The organism is Stenotrophomonas sp. CASM110, assembly GCF_049384345.1.
Classification (GTDB): Bacteria; Pseudomonadota; Gammaproteobacteria; order Xanthomonadales; family Xanthomonadaceae; genus Stenotrophomonas; species Stenotrophomonas muris.
Map to the genome: position 1 here is coordinate 77136 of NZ_JBMRGI010000020.1, position 14376 is coordinate 91511.

12 protein-coding genes are annotated in these 14376 nt (G+C 67.7%); 2 read left to right on the top strand and 10 right to left on the bottom strand.

The window, feature by feature from the left end; translation table 11 throughout:
- Window positions 1-26 precede the first annotated feature (26 nt).
- Window positions 27-932, bottom strand: coding sequence for a LysR family transcriptional regulator (locus VG561_RS16670; RefSeq protein ID WP_014648342.1), 906 nt, complete (start codon window positions 930-932; stop codon window positions 27-29).
- 117 nt (window positions 933-1049) lie between these two features.
- Here VG561_RS16670 and VG561_RS16675 point away from each other — a divergent pair, with 117 nt between their 5' ends.
- Entirely contained in the window at window positions 1050-1823 is a 774-nt protein-coding gene (locus VG561_RS16675; RefSeq protein ID WP_423179808.1) for an SDR family oxidoreductase, read from the top strand.
- A 141-nt stretch (window positions 1824-1964) separates the two neighbouring features.
- On the opposite strand, the gene leuB is transcribed toward VG561_RS16675, so the two are convergent.
- The 9 genes from leuB to ilvC all read right to left on the bottom strand — a co-directional run bounded on the left by leuB (window position 1965) and on the right by ilvC (window position 11619).
- Complete coding sequence (gene leuB / locus VG561_RS16680) at window positions 1965-3026, bottom strand: 3-isopropylmalate dehydrogenase (protein WP_197574640.1); 1062 nt, start codon at window positions 3024-3026, stop codon at window positions 1965-1967.
- A complete protein-coding gene (gene leuD, locus VG561_RS16685) occupies window positions 3016-3594 on the bottom strand; it encodes a 3-isopropylmalate dehydratase small subunit (protein WP_075077192.1) in 579 nt (192 codons plus the stop codon). The genes leuB and leuD overlap by 11 nt, the downstream gene beginning before the upstream one ends.
- Entirely contained in the window at window positions 3594-5012 is a 1419-nt protein-coding gene (gene leuC / locus VG561_RS16690; protein ID WP_032958185.1) for a 3-isopropylmalate dehydratase large subunit, read from the bottom strand. Before leuC ends, leuD begins: the two co-directional genes overlap by 1 nt.
- Before the next feature lie 60 nt (window positions 5013-5072).
- Window positions 5073-5852: a class I SAM-dependent methyltransferase gene (locus VG561_RS16695; RefSeq protein WP_014648338.1), complete on the bottom strand. Its 780-nt coding sequence runs from the start codon at window positions 5850-5852 to the stop codon at window positions 5073-5075.
- 10 nt (window positions 5853-5862) lie between these two features.
- On the bottom strand, window positions 5863-7449 hold the full coding sequence (locus VG561_RS16700) for a 2-isopropylmalate synthase (RefSeq protein ID WP_046432422.1): 1587 nt from the start codon (window positions 7447-7449) through the stop codon (window positions 5863-5865).
- Entirely contained in the window at window positions 7446-8537 is a 1092-nt protein-coding gene (locus VG561_RS16705) for a threonine dehydratase (RefSeq protein WP_049420878.1), read from the bottom strand. The genes VG561_RS16700 and VG561_RS16705 overlap by 4 nt, the downstream gene beginning before the upstream one ends.
- Before the next feature lie 96 nt (window positions 8538-8633).
- Window positions 8634-8885, bottom strand: coding sequence for an ACT domain-containing protein (locus VG561_RS16710; protein WP_014648335.1), 252 nt, complete (start codon window positions 8883-8885; stop codon window positions 8634-8636).
- Window positions 8869-10605: an acetolactate synthase 2 catalytic subunit gene (gene ilvG, locus VG561_RS16715; RefSeq protein ID WP_014648334.1), complete on the bottom strand. Its 1737-nt coding sequence runs from the start codon at window positions 10603-10605 to the stop codon at window positions 8869-8871. Before ilvG ends, VG561_RS16710 begins: the two co-directional genes overlap by 17 nt.
- 39 nt (window positions 10606-10644) lie before the next feature.
- Window positions 10645-11619: a ketol-acid reductoisomerase gene (gene ilvC, locus VG561_RS16720; RefSeq protein ID WP_014648333.1), complete on the bottom strand. Its 975-nt coding sequence runs from the start codon at window positions 11617-11619 to the stop codon at window positions 10645-10647.
- Window positions 11620-12307: 688 nt separating this feature from the next.
- On the opposite strand from ilvC, the gene ggt reads away from it, so the two are divergent.
- On the top strand, window positions 12308-14026 hold the full coding sequence (gene ggt / locus VG561_RS16725) for a gamma-glutamyltransferase (protein WP_046432417.1): 1719 nt from the start codon (window positions 12308-12310) through the stop codon (window positions 14024-14026).
- The last annotated feature ends 350 nt before the right edge of the window (window positions 14027-14376 follow it).

A 14376-nucleotide genomic window follows, 5' to 3' on the forward strand; every position in this document is an offset into this window, starting at 1 on the left:
CAGAAGCACCCGCGCATGACGTGGATCTACTGCAGCTGCAGGCCGATCCGCAGCACTGGAAGCAGCCACTCGACGAACACCTGCACGCGCAGTGCACGGTGTTGCCGATGCGGTTGCAGCAGGGTCACCGGCAGCGGCTGCGCCGCGTACTGCGGCATCACCTCCACCAATGCGCCTGACTGCAGCTCGGCCTGCACGTCGTAGCGCGGAATCTGCAACAGCCCCAATCCCGCCACGCAGCACGCGATCGAGGCCTCGGCGCTGTTCACGCGTACCCAGCCGGGCATCGGCAGCGTGCGCAGCTGGCCGCCATCCTGCCATTCCCACGGTTCCACCCGTGCCGTGGTCGGCGATGCGTAGTTCACCGCGCGGTGCTGCTGCAGGTCGGCAGGGTGCTGCGGCATGCCGTGCTCGCGCAGGTAGGCCGGCGCGGCCACGTTGACGAAGTCGAGTTGGCCCAGCGTGCGCGCCACCAGGCTGGAATCGCCCAGCTGGCCGACCCGCAGCACGGCATCGCAGCCGTCTTCGATCAGGTTCACCGCGCGGTCGGTCATGCCCAGGTCCAGTTCCACCTGCGGGTAGCGCGCGAAGAAATCCGGCAACGCCGGGGCGATGATGCGACGGCCGATGCGGCTGGGTACGTCGATCTTCAGCAAACCGGCCGGTTGCGCGTCGTCCTGCCGGAACAGCGACTCGGCGTCTTCAACCTCCGCGATCAGGCGCAGGCAGCGGGCATGGAACACGTCGCCGTCATGGGTGGTGGATACCCGTCGGGTCGAGCGCTGCAGCAGGCGGGTGCCAAGCCGCTGTTCCAGCTCGGCAATCGCCGCCGAGACGGTCGAGCGGGGCAGGCCGAGCTGGTCGGCAGCACGGGTGAAGCTGGCGCATTCCACGACCCGGGTGAAGATGCGGAAGCGATCGATCCGGTCCATTGTTCGCTGGTCCTGGAAAGTTAAGTCAATGTGGCGGGCTTTATCCGCATTTTCTGCACGATATCGTCGTCAGGGCAGGGTTGCCACCCCGGGCAGCCCCCTCCTGAGACCGAAGCCATGACCGACCATTCCCTCAAGGGCAAGACTGTGCTGATAGCCGGTGGTGCCAAGAACCTGGGCGGCCTGATCGCCCGCGACTTCGCCCGCCAGGGTGCCAGCGCCGTCGTCATCCACTACAACAGTGCCGCCACCCAGGCCGATGCAGAAGCAACCGTTGCCGCCGTGCAGGCGGCCGGCAGCAGGGCGGTAGCCCTGCAGGGCGACCTGACGTCGGCGGCAGCGATGGAGCGCTTGTTCACCGATGCTGTAGCCGCAGTCGGCCGTCCCGACATCGCCATCAATACGGTCGGCAAGGTGCTGAAGAAGCCGCTGCTGGAGATCAGCGAAGCGGAGTATGACGAGATGAGCGCGGTCAACGCCAAGGCCGCATTCTTCTTCCTCAAGGAGGCCGGCCGCCAGGTCAACGACGGCGGTCGCATCTGCACCCTGGTCACCTCACTGCTGGGTGCGTTCACGCCGTTCTATTCCAGCTATGCCGGCACCAAGGCGCCGGTCGAGCATTTCACCCGCGCGGCGTCAAAGGAGTTCGGTGAGCGCGGCATCTCGGTGACTGCGATCGGGCCGGGCCCGATGGACACGCCGTTCTTCTACCCGGCCGAGAGTGCCGATGCACAGGCGTACCACAAGACCGCGGCCGCGCTCTCGGCGTTCACCCGTACCGGCCTGACCGACATCGCCGACATCGTGCCGTGGATCCGCTTCCTGGTCACCGATGGCTGGTGGATGACCGGGCAGACCATCCTGGTCAATGGTGGGTACACCACCAAATAATGCAGCCGTGCATGGCGTGGATCTGCTGCGCGACATTCGAACGATCCACGCATGGCGTGGATCTACAGTAGAGCCACCCCATGGGTGGCTGCGCACAATGACCAAAGGCAGAGGCGCCACGCATGGAGTGGCGCCATCGGATCAGTTGAGTTTGGCCAGCACCGCATCCGTGGCGGCGGCGGTACTCACGGCCTGGCCCTTGGCGGCCAGGTCGGCAGTGAACACCCCATCATCCAGCACCGCGTGCACCGCCGCTTCCACTGCTGCGGCTTCGGCTTCCAGCCCCAGCGAATGGCGCAGCAGCATCGCCGCGCTGAAGATCGTCGCGTAGGGATTGGCGATGCCCTTGCCGGCGATGTCCGGGGCCGAACCGTGGATCGGTTCGTAGATGCCGACCGCACCCGGTTCACCCAGCGAGGCCGAGGGCAGCAGGCCGAGTGAGCCGGCCAGCATCGAGGCTTCGTCGGTGAGGATGTCGCCGAACATGTTCTCGGTGACGATCACGTCGTACTCGCGCGGCTTGGCCAGCAGGTGCATGGCCATCGAATCGACCAGTTGGTGCTCCAGCGCCACCTCCGGGAACTCCTCGCGGCCGATGCGCGCGGCCACGTCGCGCCACAGGCGCGAGGTTTCCAACACGTTGGCCTTGTCCACCGAGGTGACCTTGCCACGCCGCTGCCGGGCCAGGCGGAAGGCACTGCGCAGCACGCGCTCGATCTCGGCCACGGTGTAGCGGCACAGGTCGCTGGCACTGTCGGCATCGCGGGTCTTGTCGCCGAAGTAGATGCCGCCGGTCAGTTCGCGCACCACCACGAAGTCCACACCCTGCAGCAGCTCGGCCTTGATCGGCGAGGCGTGCAGCGCGGCCTCATGGGTGCGCACCGGGCGCAGGTTGGCGTACAGGCCGAGCGCCCTGCGGATCGCCAGCAGGCCCTGTTCCGGACGCACCTTGGCGTTCGGGTCGGACCACTTCGGGCCACCGACTGCGCCCAGCAGCACCGCGCTGGCGGCCTGGCAGGCGGCCAGGGTCGACGCCGGCAGCGGTTCGCCGTGGCGGTCGATGGCGATGCCACCGATGTCGTGCTCGCTGAAGGTGAAGGTGTGGTTGAAGCGTTCGGCGACGGCCTTCAGGACGGCGACTGCCGCGGCGGCCACTTCCGGGCCGATGCCATCACCGGGCAGGACAACAATTTCAGCGTGCATGCTCACTCTCGTAACGTTCGATTTCAGGGACACGGCCCAACAGATACCCCAACTGGTCGACACCTTCCAGCAGGCAGGTCTGCGAGAAGCCGTCCAGCGGGAAGGAATAGACGCGGCCGTCCGGCGTGCGCAGTTCGCGCGCGGCCACGTCGATGGTCAGCTCATCATCCGGGCGCTGCATCAGCGCCTGCACGTCGGCCTCGTCCAGCACGATCGGCAGCAGGCCGTTCTTCAGCGAGTTGCCGCGGAAGATGTCGGCGATCTCGCTGCTGACGATGGCGCGCAGGCCCAGGTCGGTCAGCGCCCACGGTGCATGTTCGCGCGACGAGCCGCAGCCGAAGTTGCGACCCGCCAGCAGGATGCTGCGGCCGGCGTTGTGCGGCTGGTTGAAGGCGAAGTCGGCCACCGGTGAACCGTCGGCCTGCCAGCGCCAGTCATTGAAGGCGGTGCGGCCCAGGCCGGCGCGTTCGGTGGTGGACAGGAACCGCGCCGGGATGATCTGGTCGGTGTCGATGTTGGTCTGGCGCAGCACCACGCTGGCCGAGGTCAAGGTACGGAAACCGGCCATCACGCCACCTCCTGTGCGAACAGCTCGCGGGTGTCGGCGACATGCCCGTTCACCGCGGCCCACGCCGCGCTCATCGGTGAGGCCAGCAGGGTGCGCGAACCGGGACCCTGGCGGCCTTCGAAATTACGGTTGCTGGTACTCACGGCCAGTTGCCCGGGCGCGACCAGATCACCATTCATGGCGATGCACATCGAGCAGCCCGGCTCGCGCCATTCGGCACCGGCCGCGCGCACGATCTCATGGATGCCTTCGGCCTCGGCCTCTCGCTTGACGATCTCCGAGCCCGGCACCACCAGCATGCGCACCCGGTCGGCGACGCGACGACCGCGCAGTACCTGCGCCACCTCACGCATGTCACTCAGGCGGCCGTTGGTGCAGGAACCGACGAACACCACGTCCACCGGTGTTCCGGCCAGCGCCTTGCCGGCCTGGAAATGCATGTAGTCCAGGCCCTTCTGTGCGGCGGCATCGTTGGCGGCCGGGATCGGCGCATCCACCGCGATGGCGGTACCCGGGTGGGTGCCCCAGGTCAGGGTCGGGCGGATATCGGCGGCGTCGATGTGCACTTCGCTGTCGAAGCGCGCGCCGTCATCACTGCGCAGCTGCTGCCAGCGCGCCACCGCAGCCTCGAAATCGGCGCCCTTTGGGCCGCGCGGGGTGTTGGCGACGAAGTCGAAGGTGACCTGGTCCGGCGCCACCATACCGGCACGCGCACCCGCTTCGATCGACATGTTGCACAGGGTCATGCGCTGTTCCATGTCCATCGCTTCGATGGTGCTGCCGCGGAACTCGATCACGTGGCCGGTGCCGCCATTGACGCCGATCACGCCGATGATGTGCAGGACCACGTCCTTGGCGCCGACACCCGGCGCCAGCGGCCCATCGACGGTGATCGCCAGCGTCTTCGCCTTGCGCTGCAGCAGGCATTGCGTGGCCAGCACGTGGCCGACCTCGCTGGTGCCGATGCCGAACGCCAGCGAACCGAAGGCACCGTGGGTGGAGGTGTGGCTGTCGCCGCAGACGATGGTCATGCCCGGCTGGGTGAAGCCCTGCTCGGGCGCGATCACGTGGACGATGCCGCGGTTGTCCGAGGCCATGTCGAACAGCTCGATGCCGTGCTCGGCGCAGTTGCGCGCCAGCGTGGCGACCTGTGCCTCGGAGGCGGCGCTGGCATAGGGCAGCGTGCCGTCCGCGGCGGCCGGCAGGGTCGGCGTGGAGTGGTCCATCGTCGCCTTGGTGCGGTCCGGCCGGCGCGGCGACAAGCCGCGTTCGCGCAGTTCGGTGAAGGCCTGCGGCGAGGTCACCTCGTGGATCAGGTGCAGGTCGATGTACAGCACGGCGGGCGCGCTGTCGGATTCGGGAACCACCACGTGGGCGTCCCACAGTTTGTCGTACAGGGTGCGGGGTGCGGAAGTCATGCGTATGCCTGGCAGAAGTACGAAATAGCGAACATCAGTAAGGAAAGCGGAACGGTCAAGTCAGCGACGGCGGGCGAGCACACGCAGGCGCACGTAGTCGGCCAGCGGCTGGCCAGATGCGTCACGCGGCAGCTCGGCCAGCAGTGCGGTGGCCGCCTCGCGCACGGTGGCGCGGGCCTCGGCCGGCAGGTCGTCCAGCAGCGGTGCGGCGAATACCCGCAGCCAGCCGGCCACGCCGGTCGGCAGTGCGGTCGGGCGCGGCGTGCACTCGATCAGTTGCACCTGGAAGCCATGCTGGCGCAGGCGATCGGCGTAGGCGTCGGCCGTCGGGAAGTACCACCGGAAGGTGCTGGCGCCATGCCCGTGGGCCACGCGCGCGGCCTGCACGGCCGCGATGATCGTGGCCACGTTGCCGTGGCCGCCGAACTCGGCGACGAAGCGGCCACCGGGGCGCAGGGCGCGGCGCACGCCTTCCAGTACGCGGTCCGGAGTCGTCATCCAATGCAGTGCCGCATTGCTGAACACCGCATCGAACTCGCTGTCGAACGACAGTGCGTGGCCGTCCATCAGCTGGGCGTCGACGCCGCGCGCACGGGCGGCGATCACCAGTTCCGGCGAGGCATCCACGCCGTGGATGCGCGCACCGCTCAGGGCCAGTTCGGTGCTGAGTACGCCATCGCCACAGCCCAGGTCGAGGATGCGCTCACCGGCGCGCGGGTCGAGCAGGCGCGATACCGCACCGCCGAGCAGCGGCACGAAGCCGGCATCGATCGCATAGTCCTGGGCGTTCCACTGCTGGCCAGCGGCGCTGGCCGGGGTGGGGGTGTCGAAGGCGCTCATGGTGGGATCCTCAGGCGGTGGCGGAAGCGGGAACGTCGGTGCTGCTGTGGACGGCGGCCTGACGCTGGCGCAGCAGGCGGTTGGCCACATCCAGCCAGGCCAGCGCGGAGGCTTCGATGATGTCCTTGCTGGTGCCGGTGCCGTCGTACTCCACGCCGTCATGGCGCACACTCAGGTTGGCTTCGCCACGCGCATCGGCACCGATGCCGACGCTGTGCACGTGATAGCTGTCCAGCATCAGCTGCACGCCGGTGGCGGCCGACAGCGCGCCGAACAGCGCATCGACCGGGCCGTCGCCCTGCGCGGTCTCGGCCACGCGGTTGCCATCCGGGTCGGACAGTTCGACCAGCGCGTTGGCGCGGCTGCCGACGTCGCTGATGGTCATCGAGGCCAGGCGGTAGCCCTGCGCGCTGGAGCCGCCCTGCATCAACGTCTGCAGGTCGGCATCGGTGACCACGCGCTGCTGTTCGCACAGGCCCTTGAACTGCTCGAACACCAGCTTCAGTTCGTCTTCGTCCAGCCAGAAGCCCAACGCACGCAGGCGCGCTTCGACGGCGGCGCGGCCACTGTGGCGGCCCAGCACCATCTGCGAATCTTCCCAGCCCACGTCTTCCGGACGCATGATTTCGTAGGTGCCGCGATGGCGCAGCATGCCGTGCTGGTGGATGCCCGATTCATGGGCGAACGCGTTGGCACCGACGATGGCCTTGTTGCGCTGTACCGGCATGCCGACCAGACGCTGCAGCAGCTGCGAAGTGCCGACGATGCGTGGGGTGTTGATCGAACTGTCCTGTTCGTAGAAGGCCTGGCGGACCTTCAGCACCATCGCGATCTCTTCCAGCGAACAGTTGCCGGCGCGCTCGCCGATGCCGTTGATGGTGCACTCGACCTGGCGTGCACCGCCTTCGATGGCGGCCAGCGAGTTGGCCACCGCCAGGCCCAGGTCGTTGTGGCAGTGCGCGCTGAAGATCACGTTGGCCGCGTTCGGCACGTCGGCGACGCCGGCGATGACCTGCTGGAACATCGCGCGGATTTCTTCCGGCGTGGTGAAGCCGACGGTGTCGGGCAGGTTGATGGTGGTGGCGCCGGCGGCAATGGCCACGCGCGAAACCTCGATCAGGTAGTCCAGCTCGGTGCGGGTGGCATCCTCGGCCGAGAACTCGACGTCGTCGATGTAGGAACGGGCCAACGAGACGTGCTTGCGTACCGACTCCAGCACCTGCTCGCGGGTCATCCGCAGCTTGTGCTCGCGGTGCAGCGGGCTGGTCGACAGGAACACGTGCAGGCGCGGGTTGGCTGCCGCTTCCAGTGCACGTGCGGAGGTCTCGATATCGGCCTGCAGGCAGCGCGACAGCACCGCCAGGCTCAGGCTCGGGCGGCGCAGCTCGCGGCCGATCAGCGCCATCGCCTCGCGGTCGGATTGCGAGCTGGCCGGGAAGCCGGTCTCGATGATGTCCACGCCCAGTTCGTCCAGCGCACGCGCCATCACCAGCTTCTGCGGCGGGCTCATGCTGCAGCCGGGGGACTGCTCGCCGTCACGCAGGGTGGTGTCGAAGATGCGGATGCGCGGGGTGGTAATTCGTTCGATGGTGGTCACAGGGAAATCTCCTCGACAGCGGGTGCGACGGCTTGCAGGGGGGAAGGGGAAGAGGCGGGGGAGGCGAGGGCGCTGGCCTTGGTCGGCGAGCGCGGGGTTTCGCTGCGCCGTCGCCGCGGTTTGCGTGGCGGGCGCGGACGGATGTCGGTGAGCAGGCCGGCCAGGACACCGGCATCGATGTTGCCGCCGGACACCACCGCACACTTGCGGCGGCCGGCGACGCGGCGGCCGGCCGCCAGCGCCAACGCGCCCGCGCCCTCGGCGATGATGTGTTCCTCCAGCGCAAGCCGGACCAGCGTTTCGCGCAGTTCGGCCTCGCGCACGATCACCACATCGTCCAGCAGCGAGGTGCACAGGCGGCGGGTCAGGAAGCCGGGAATCTTCACCCGCACGCCGTCGGCCAGAGAGGCAACCGGGGCGATCTCGCGCACGTCGCCGCGGATCGCACGTGCCATCGAATCGACGCCTTCCACCTGCGCGCCAATCACGCGCACGCCCTGCGATTTCAGCGCCAGTGCAACGCCGGAGGCCAGTCCACCGCCGCCGATCGGCACGATCACCACGTCCGGCGCGTGTGCGGCCAGCTCGATGCCGACCGTGCCCTGGCCCGCGATCACATCGGCGTCGTCGAACGCGGACAGGAAGCGGTAGCCGTGTCGCTGTGCCAGTTCGACCGCGAAGGCGTAGGCCTCGTCGTAGCTGGTGCCGTGCTGGCGAACGGTCGCGCCCCAGTGGGCGACGCCGGCGATCTTGGTGGCCGGTGCGCCATGCGGCATCACGGTGATGGCCGGCACGTCCAGGCGGTAGGCCGCCCACGCCACGCCCTGGGCATGGTTGCCGGCCGAGGCGCAGATCACCGGCCGGGTATCGCCGCGCTCGCGGCCGGCCAGCAGCGCGTTCAACGCGCCGCGTACCTTGTAGGACCCGGTGCGCTGCAGGTTCTCCAGCTTCAGCCAGGTGCCGAAGCGCTCGGCATGGTGCAGCGGGGTAGGCGGCAGGAAGCGCCGCAGCCGGGCCTGCGCCGCCAGTACGTCGGCGACGCTTACGTCGCCGACATCGCTTTCCTGGCTGGCATCAGCGGCCGGCATGGGCCACCAGCGCGGTGCGGGCGACCGCCGCATGCGGGCACGGGCGGCGAAGAAGACGCCTCCGTACCGGCACCGTGGTCACTACGGTACGGGTGTTCATACGGATGCTCCTTCCACGGCAGTGACCTGCACGGACACGCAGTCGTAGATCTTCTCGATCTGCCGGCACAGCGTTTCCGCCGGGCGCTGGCCATCCACCACCAGCTGCAGGTGCCAGCGGCCATCGTCGTCGGCCACCGGCGCACCGCTGATCGCGCGCGGTGCGAAGCCGCGGCGTTCGGCCATGCCGATCACGCGCAGCAGCGCGCCTTCGGCCGGGTGCAGCACCAGGTCAAGCCGGTATTGCATTGGGGGTCTCCTGGCGGGCATGGGCGGGGTTGCTTTCCAGCATCGTGCTGTTGGCGGTGTTCGGCGGCACCAGTGGCCACACGTTGGCACGTGCATCGATGGCCACGTGCAGCAGGGCCGGGCCCGGTTCGGCCAGCAGCGCGGCCAGGCCGCCTTCCACGTCGTCGCGGTTGTCGATGCGGGTGGCGGCGATGCCGAACACCTGTGCCAGCGCCACGAAGTCCGGGTTGTCGGACAGGTCGATCTCGCTGTAACGCTCGGCGAAGAACAGTTCCTGCCACTGCCGCACCATGCCCAGCGAACTGTTGTCCAGCAGCACGATCTTCACCGGCAGGCGGCAACGCGCGATGGTCGCCAGCTCCTGCACGTTCATCATGAAGCTGCCGTCGCCGGACACCAGCACCACGGTGCGCTCCGGGCATGCGAACTGCGCACCCATCGCCGCCGGCAGGCCGAAGCCCATGGTGCCCAGCGCGCCACTGGTCAGGTGGTTGCGCGGGTGGTTGAAGCGGCAGTGCTGCGCCACCCACATCTGGTGCTGGCCGACATCGCAGGCGATCACCGCATCGGCCGGGGCCAGCTCGCTCAGGCGCTTCAGCAGCGCCGGGGCGTAGATGTGCTGGCCCGGTGCGTCGTAGCGTGCCGAGAAGCGGTCGCGGTGCTGCGCGCAACGCCTGCGCCACGCGTCCTGGTGGGCCTTGGGGGAGGGGAAGGCCGCACGCAGGGCACGGATGGCATGGCCGACGTTGCCAGGCACGGCGACATCGGCGCTGCGCAGCTTGGAGATCTCGTAGGCGTCGGCATCGATATGGACGACGCGGGCGAACGGTGCGAACTCGGCCAGCTTGCCGGTGGCGCGGTCGTCGAAGCGTGCACCCAGCACCAGCAGCAGGTCGCTTTCCTGCACCGCCATGTTGGCCGCGCGGGTACCGTGCATGCCCAGCATGCCCAGTGACTGCGGATGGCTGGCCGGCAGCGCGCCCAGGCCACGCAGGGTCATCACGGTGGGGATGGCGCTGGCTTCGACGAAGTCGCGCAGGTCCTGCACCGCATCGCCCAGCGCGATGCCGCCACCGGCGTAGACCACCGGCTTCTCGGCGGCCGCCAGTGCGGCGATGGCTTCGGCGATGGCCGCTTCGGCCGGCGCAGGTGGCGGCTCGACGCTGCTCGGCACGTGCGCCGGCAGGTGGCTGGCATCGGCCAGCTGCACGTCCTTGGGCAGGTCGATCAGCACCGGGCCGGGCCGGCCCTCGCGGGCGACGCGGAAGGCATCGGCGACCACGCGCGGCAGGTCGTCGACGCTGCGCACCAGCCAGCTGTGCTTGACGATCGGCATGGTCAGGCCGAACACATCCAGTTCCTGGAAAGCGTCAGTACCCAGCAGCGGCGTGGCGACCTGGCCGGTGATGCAGACCATCGGCACCGAATCCAGCATCGCATCGGCAATGCCGGTGACCAGGTTGGAGGCGCCCGGGCCGGAGGTGGCCACGCAGACGCCGACCTGGCCGCTGGCGCGGGCGAATCCATTCGCCGCCAGTGCGGCACCCTGCTCGTGGCGCACCAGGATGTGCTTCAGCGACGAATCCACCAGCGCGTCGTAGAACGGCATGATGGTGCCGCCGGGATAGCCGAACAGCGTGCGGATGCCTTCGGCTTCCAGCGCCTGGGTCAGCCAGCGCGCGCCGTTGGGCGGCGCGCTGCGGTGTGTGGAAGAGTTCATGGGGGAACCTTGCAAAGCGGGTGGGGGAGGGCCGCGCGGTTACGCGGCCTGTCCTTGCAACCAGACCATCTTGGCGCGCAGTTCCTTGCCCACCTTCTCGATCGGGTGCTCCAGGTCGGCCTGCTTGAACCGGTTGTAGTTCGGCAGGCCCGCTTCGTACTCGGCCACCCAGTTCTTGGTGAAGGTGCCGTCCTGGATGTCCTTCAGCACTTCCTTCATGCGCGCCTTGGTGCCGGCGTCGATCACCCGCGGGCCGCTGACGTAGTCCCCGTACTGCGCGGTCTCGGAGATGAATTCCAGCATGCGCGAGATACCGCCTTCATAGAACAGGTCGACGATCAGCTTCAGTTCGTGCAGCACTTCGTAGTAGGCGATCTCCGGCTGGTAGCCCGCTTCGACCAGGGTCTCGAAACCGGCCTGCACCAGTGCCGAGGCACCGCCGCACAGCACCGCCTGCTCGCCGAACAGGTCGGTCTCGGTCTCTTCCTTGAAGGTGGTCTGGATCAGGTTGGCGCGTGCACCGCCGAGGCCGGCCGCATAGGCCAGTGCGTACTCGGCCGCCTTGCCGCTCTTGTCCTGGTAGACCGCCCAGATGCAGGGCACGCCACGGCCGATCTCGTACTCGCGGCGCACCAGCGCGCCCGGGCCCTTGGGCGCAACCAGCACCACGTCCAGGTCGTCGCGCGGCCTGATCATGTCGAAGTGCACGTTCAGGCCGTGCGCGAACAGCAGCACCGCACCCTGCTTCATGTTCGGCGCCAGCACGTCGTCGTAGAGCTTCTTCTGCACCATGTCCGGGGTCAGCACGGCGACCAGGTCCGCATCCTTCACCGCGTCGGCCGGTGCTTTCACGGTGAAGCCGTCGGCCTGTGCCTTGACTTCGGTCGGGCCGCCCGGACGCAGGCCTACCACCACGTCGAAGCCGGATTCGCGCAGGTTCAGTGCGTGGGCGCGGCCCTGGCTGCCGTAGCCGATGACGGCGATCTTGGTCTGGGGCAGGTCGTTGGTGCTCATGGGGGAGGTTCCTTGCGGTGGGAAGAAAAAAAGAACGGCCGGTCGTCGAGGTGACGTACCGGCCGGTCAGGGGAAAGCGGTGGAGGAGGCACCATGCGCCGCGCAGGCACAGCCACCACGAGGCGTGGCGGCGGTGTGGGTCCGGGTTTTGCGTTGGGCGTTGTGCATGGTGGTTGCGTCTGAAACCAGGTTCTGAAATGAAAAAACCCGCACCGGGGCGGGTGCGGGTTTTTGAAGAGTTCCGGTGTATTCGTTGCTTACACGCTGGCTCGTCCCGCACCTGTTGGTTGGGTAATAAGTACGAGCACAAGAATCGAACGCAGCGAGGCGGCGCCGATGTCGGCGGCTTCGTTGTGGGTTCGCGGTGGCGTGTTGTGATGCAACATGTGATCGAGAGAAACACAGCCGTTTTGGCGATGTCAACCCTCGCGACGGAATTCTTGTTGGTTTCCGTTGCATCCGGCGCAATCGCCTGTGGCACAAGGATGGTTGCCGCTGAAAGTGTTTCGGTGAACCGGAATTCACTCCTTTCAGGACGGTTTTTGCGCGGAATCCGGCGGATCCTCGCCTTGCTGGGTGCGGACCTTGCACACCCACCCCAGGACCAACGTCCATGACCTCTGCCCGATACCCCAGGATGGCCGCAGCGGCGAAGATCGGGGGACCACCCTTCCATCGGAACCCGACCGTGTCCCGACGCCTTGCCCGTTCCCTGCTGGCCGCCGCTGTACTGGCCGCTGTGCCCGCACTGTCTTCGGCCGCCGACCGCATCACCGGCCACACCTTTGCCACCCGTTCGGAGGTGATCGCCCCGCATGCGATGGCCGCTACCTCGCAGCCGCTGGCCACCCAGATTGCACTGGACGTGATGAAAGGGGGAGGCTCGGCGGTGGACGCGGCGATCGCCGCCAACGCCGCGCTTGGCCTGATGGAGCCGACCGGCAACGGCATCGGTGGCGACCTGTTCGCCATCGTCTGGGACCCGAAGACGCAGAAGCTCTACGGCTACAACGGTTCGGGGCGCTCGCCGAAGTCGCTGACCCTGGCCGAGTTCCAGCGACGTGGCCTGAAGGACATCCCGGCCACCGGCCCGCTGCCGGTCTCCGTGCCCGGCGCGGTCGACGGCTGGTTCGCGCTGCACGACCGCTTCGGCCGCAAGCCGATGGCCGACAACCTGGCGCCGGCCATCCGCTACGCGCGCGAGGGCCATCCCGTCGCCGAGGTGATCGCCTACTACTGGGACCGCTCGGTGCCCAAGCTGTCGCAGTACCCGGGCTTCAAGGAGCAGTTCACGATCAACGGCCACGCCCCGCGCAAGGGCGAGATGTGGAAGAACCCGAACCTGGCCAGCACCCTGCAGCAGATTGCCGACGGCGGACGCGATGCCTTCTACAAGGGCGCCATTGCCCACACCATCGGCGACTACTTCAAGGCCAATGGTGGCTACCTGAGCTACCAGGACATGGCCGACCACCATGGTGAGTGGGTCGAACCGGTCAGCAGCAACTACCGTGGCTACGACGTGTGGGAGCTGCCGCCGAACAGCCAGGGCATCGCCGCCCTGCAGATCCTCAACGTGCTGGAAGGCTACGATTTCTCGAAGATCCCGTTCGGTTCACCCGAGCACGTGCACCTGTTCGTCGAAGCGAAGAAGCTGGCCTTCGCCGACCGTGCGCGCTTCTATGCCGACATGGCCTTCCAGCCGGCGCCGGTGCAGAAGCTGATCTCCAAGGAATACGCCGCGCAGCGCCGCGCACTGATCTCGATGGACAAGGCGCTGAAGGAAGTGCAGCCGGGCACGCCGAAGCAGCTGGAAGAAGGCGACACGATCTACATGACCGTGGCCGACGCCGACGGCATGATGGTGTCGTTGATCCAGTCCAACTACCGCGGCATGGGCAGCGGCATGGCGCCGCCGGGGCTGGGCTTCATCCTGCAGGATCGTGGCGAGATGTTCGTGCTGCAGAAGAACCATCCCAACGGCTATGCACCGGGCAAGCGGCCGTTCCAGACGATCATTCCGGCGTTCATCACCAAGGGCGGCAAGCCGTACGCCAGCTTCGGCGTGATGGGCGGCGCGATGCAGCCGCAGGGCCACGCGCAGATTGTGATGAACCTGGTGGATTTCGGCATGAACCTGCAGGAAGCCGGTGATGCACCGCGCATCCAGCACGAGGGCTCGACCGAACCGACCGGGCAGGCCACGGCGATGACCGACGGTGGTGAAGTGAATCTGGAAACCGGCTTCCCGTACGAGACGGTGCGTGCGCTGATGCGCAAGGGGCATCGCATCGTGTTCGCCGATGGGCCTTATGGCGGGTACCAGGCGATCATGCGCGACCCCGAGAGCGGGGTTTATTACGGAGCTTCGGAGAGTCGCAAGGACGGGCAGGCAGCGGGGTATTGAGGGTTCCCGGCCACCGGGTTGAGCCCCCTCTGCGGTGATGGTTCAGCGATGCTTGGCTTGGCCGGGCGGGTGGATTGTCTGGGGGACGCCGTGAATACGTCCCTGTAGGCTCGGTCGCCGCATCCATGCGGCTCACGCCCCCAGCCAACCCACCCGCCCGGCCACGGACAGTTTCCGTGTCCGTCACCGCAGGAAAAGAAAAAGAAGAGCAAGAGCAAAGGCAACGGCAACAGCCGCGGGCTTTGGGTTGGGGTCGGATCCGTTTTCCGCAGGAAAACGGATCCGACCCCTTCTTGTTTTCCGATACACCTCATCCACGCATGGCGTGAAGAACCAACCGTCACCCGAAA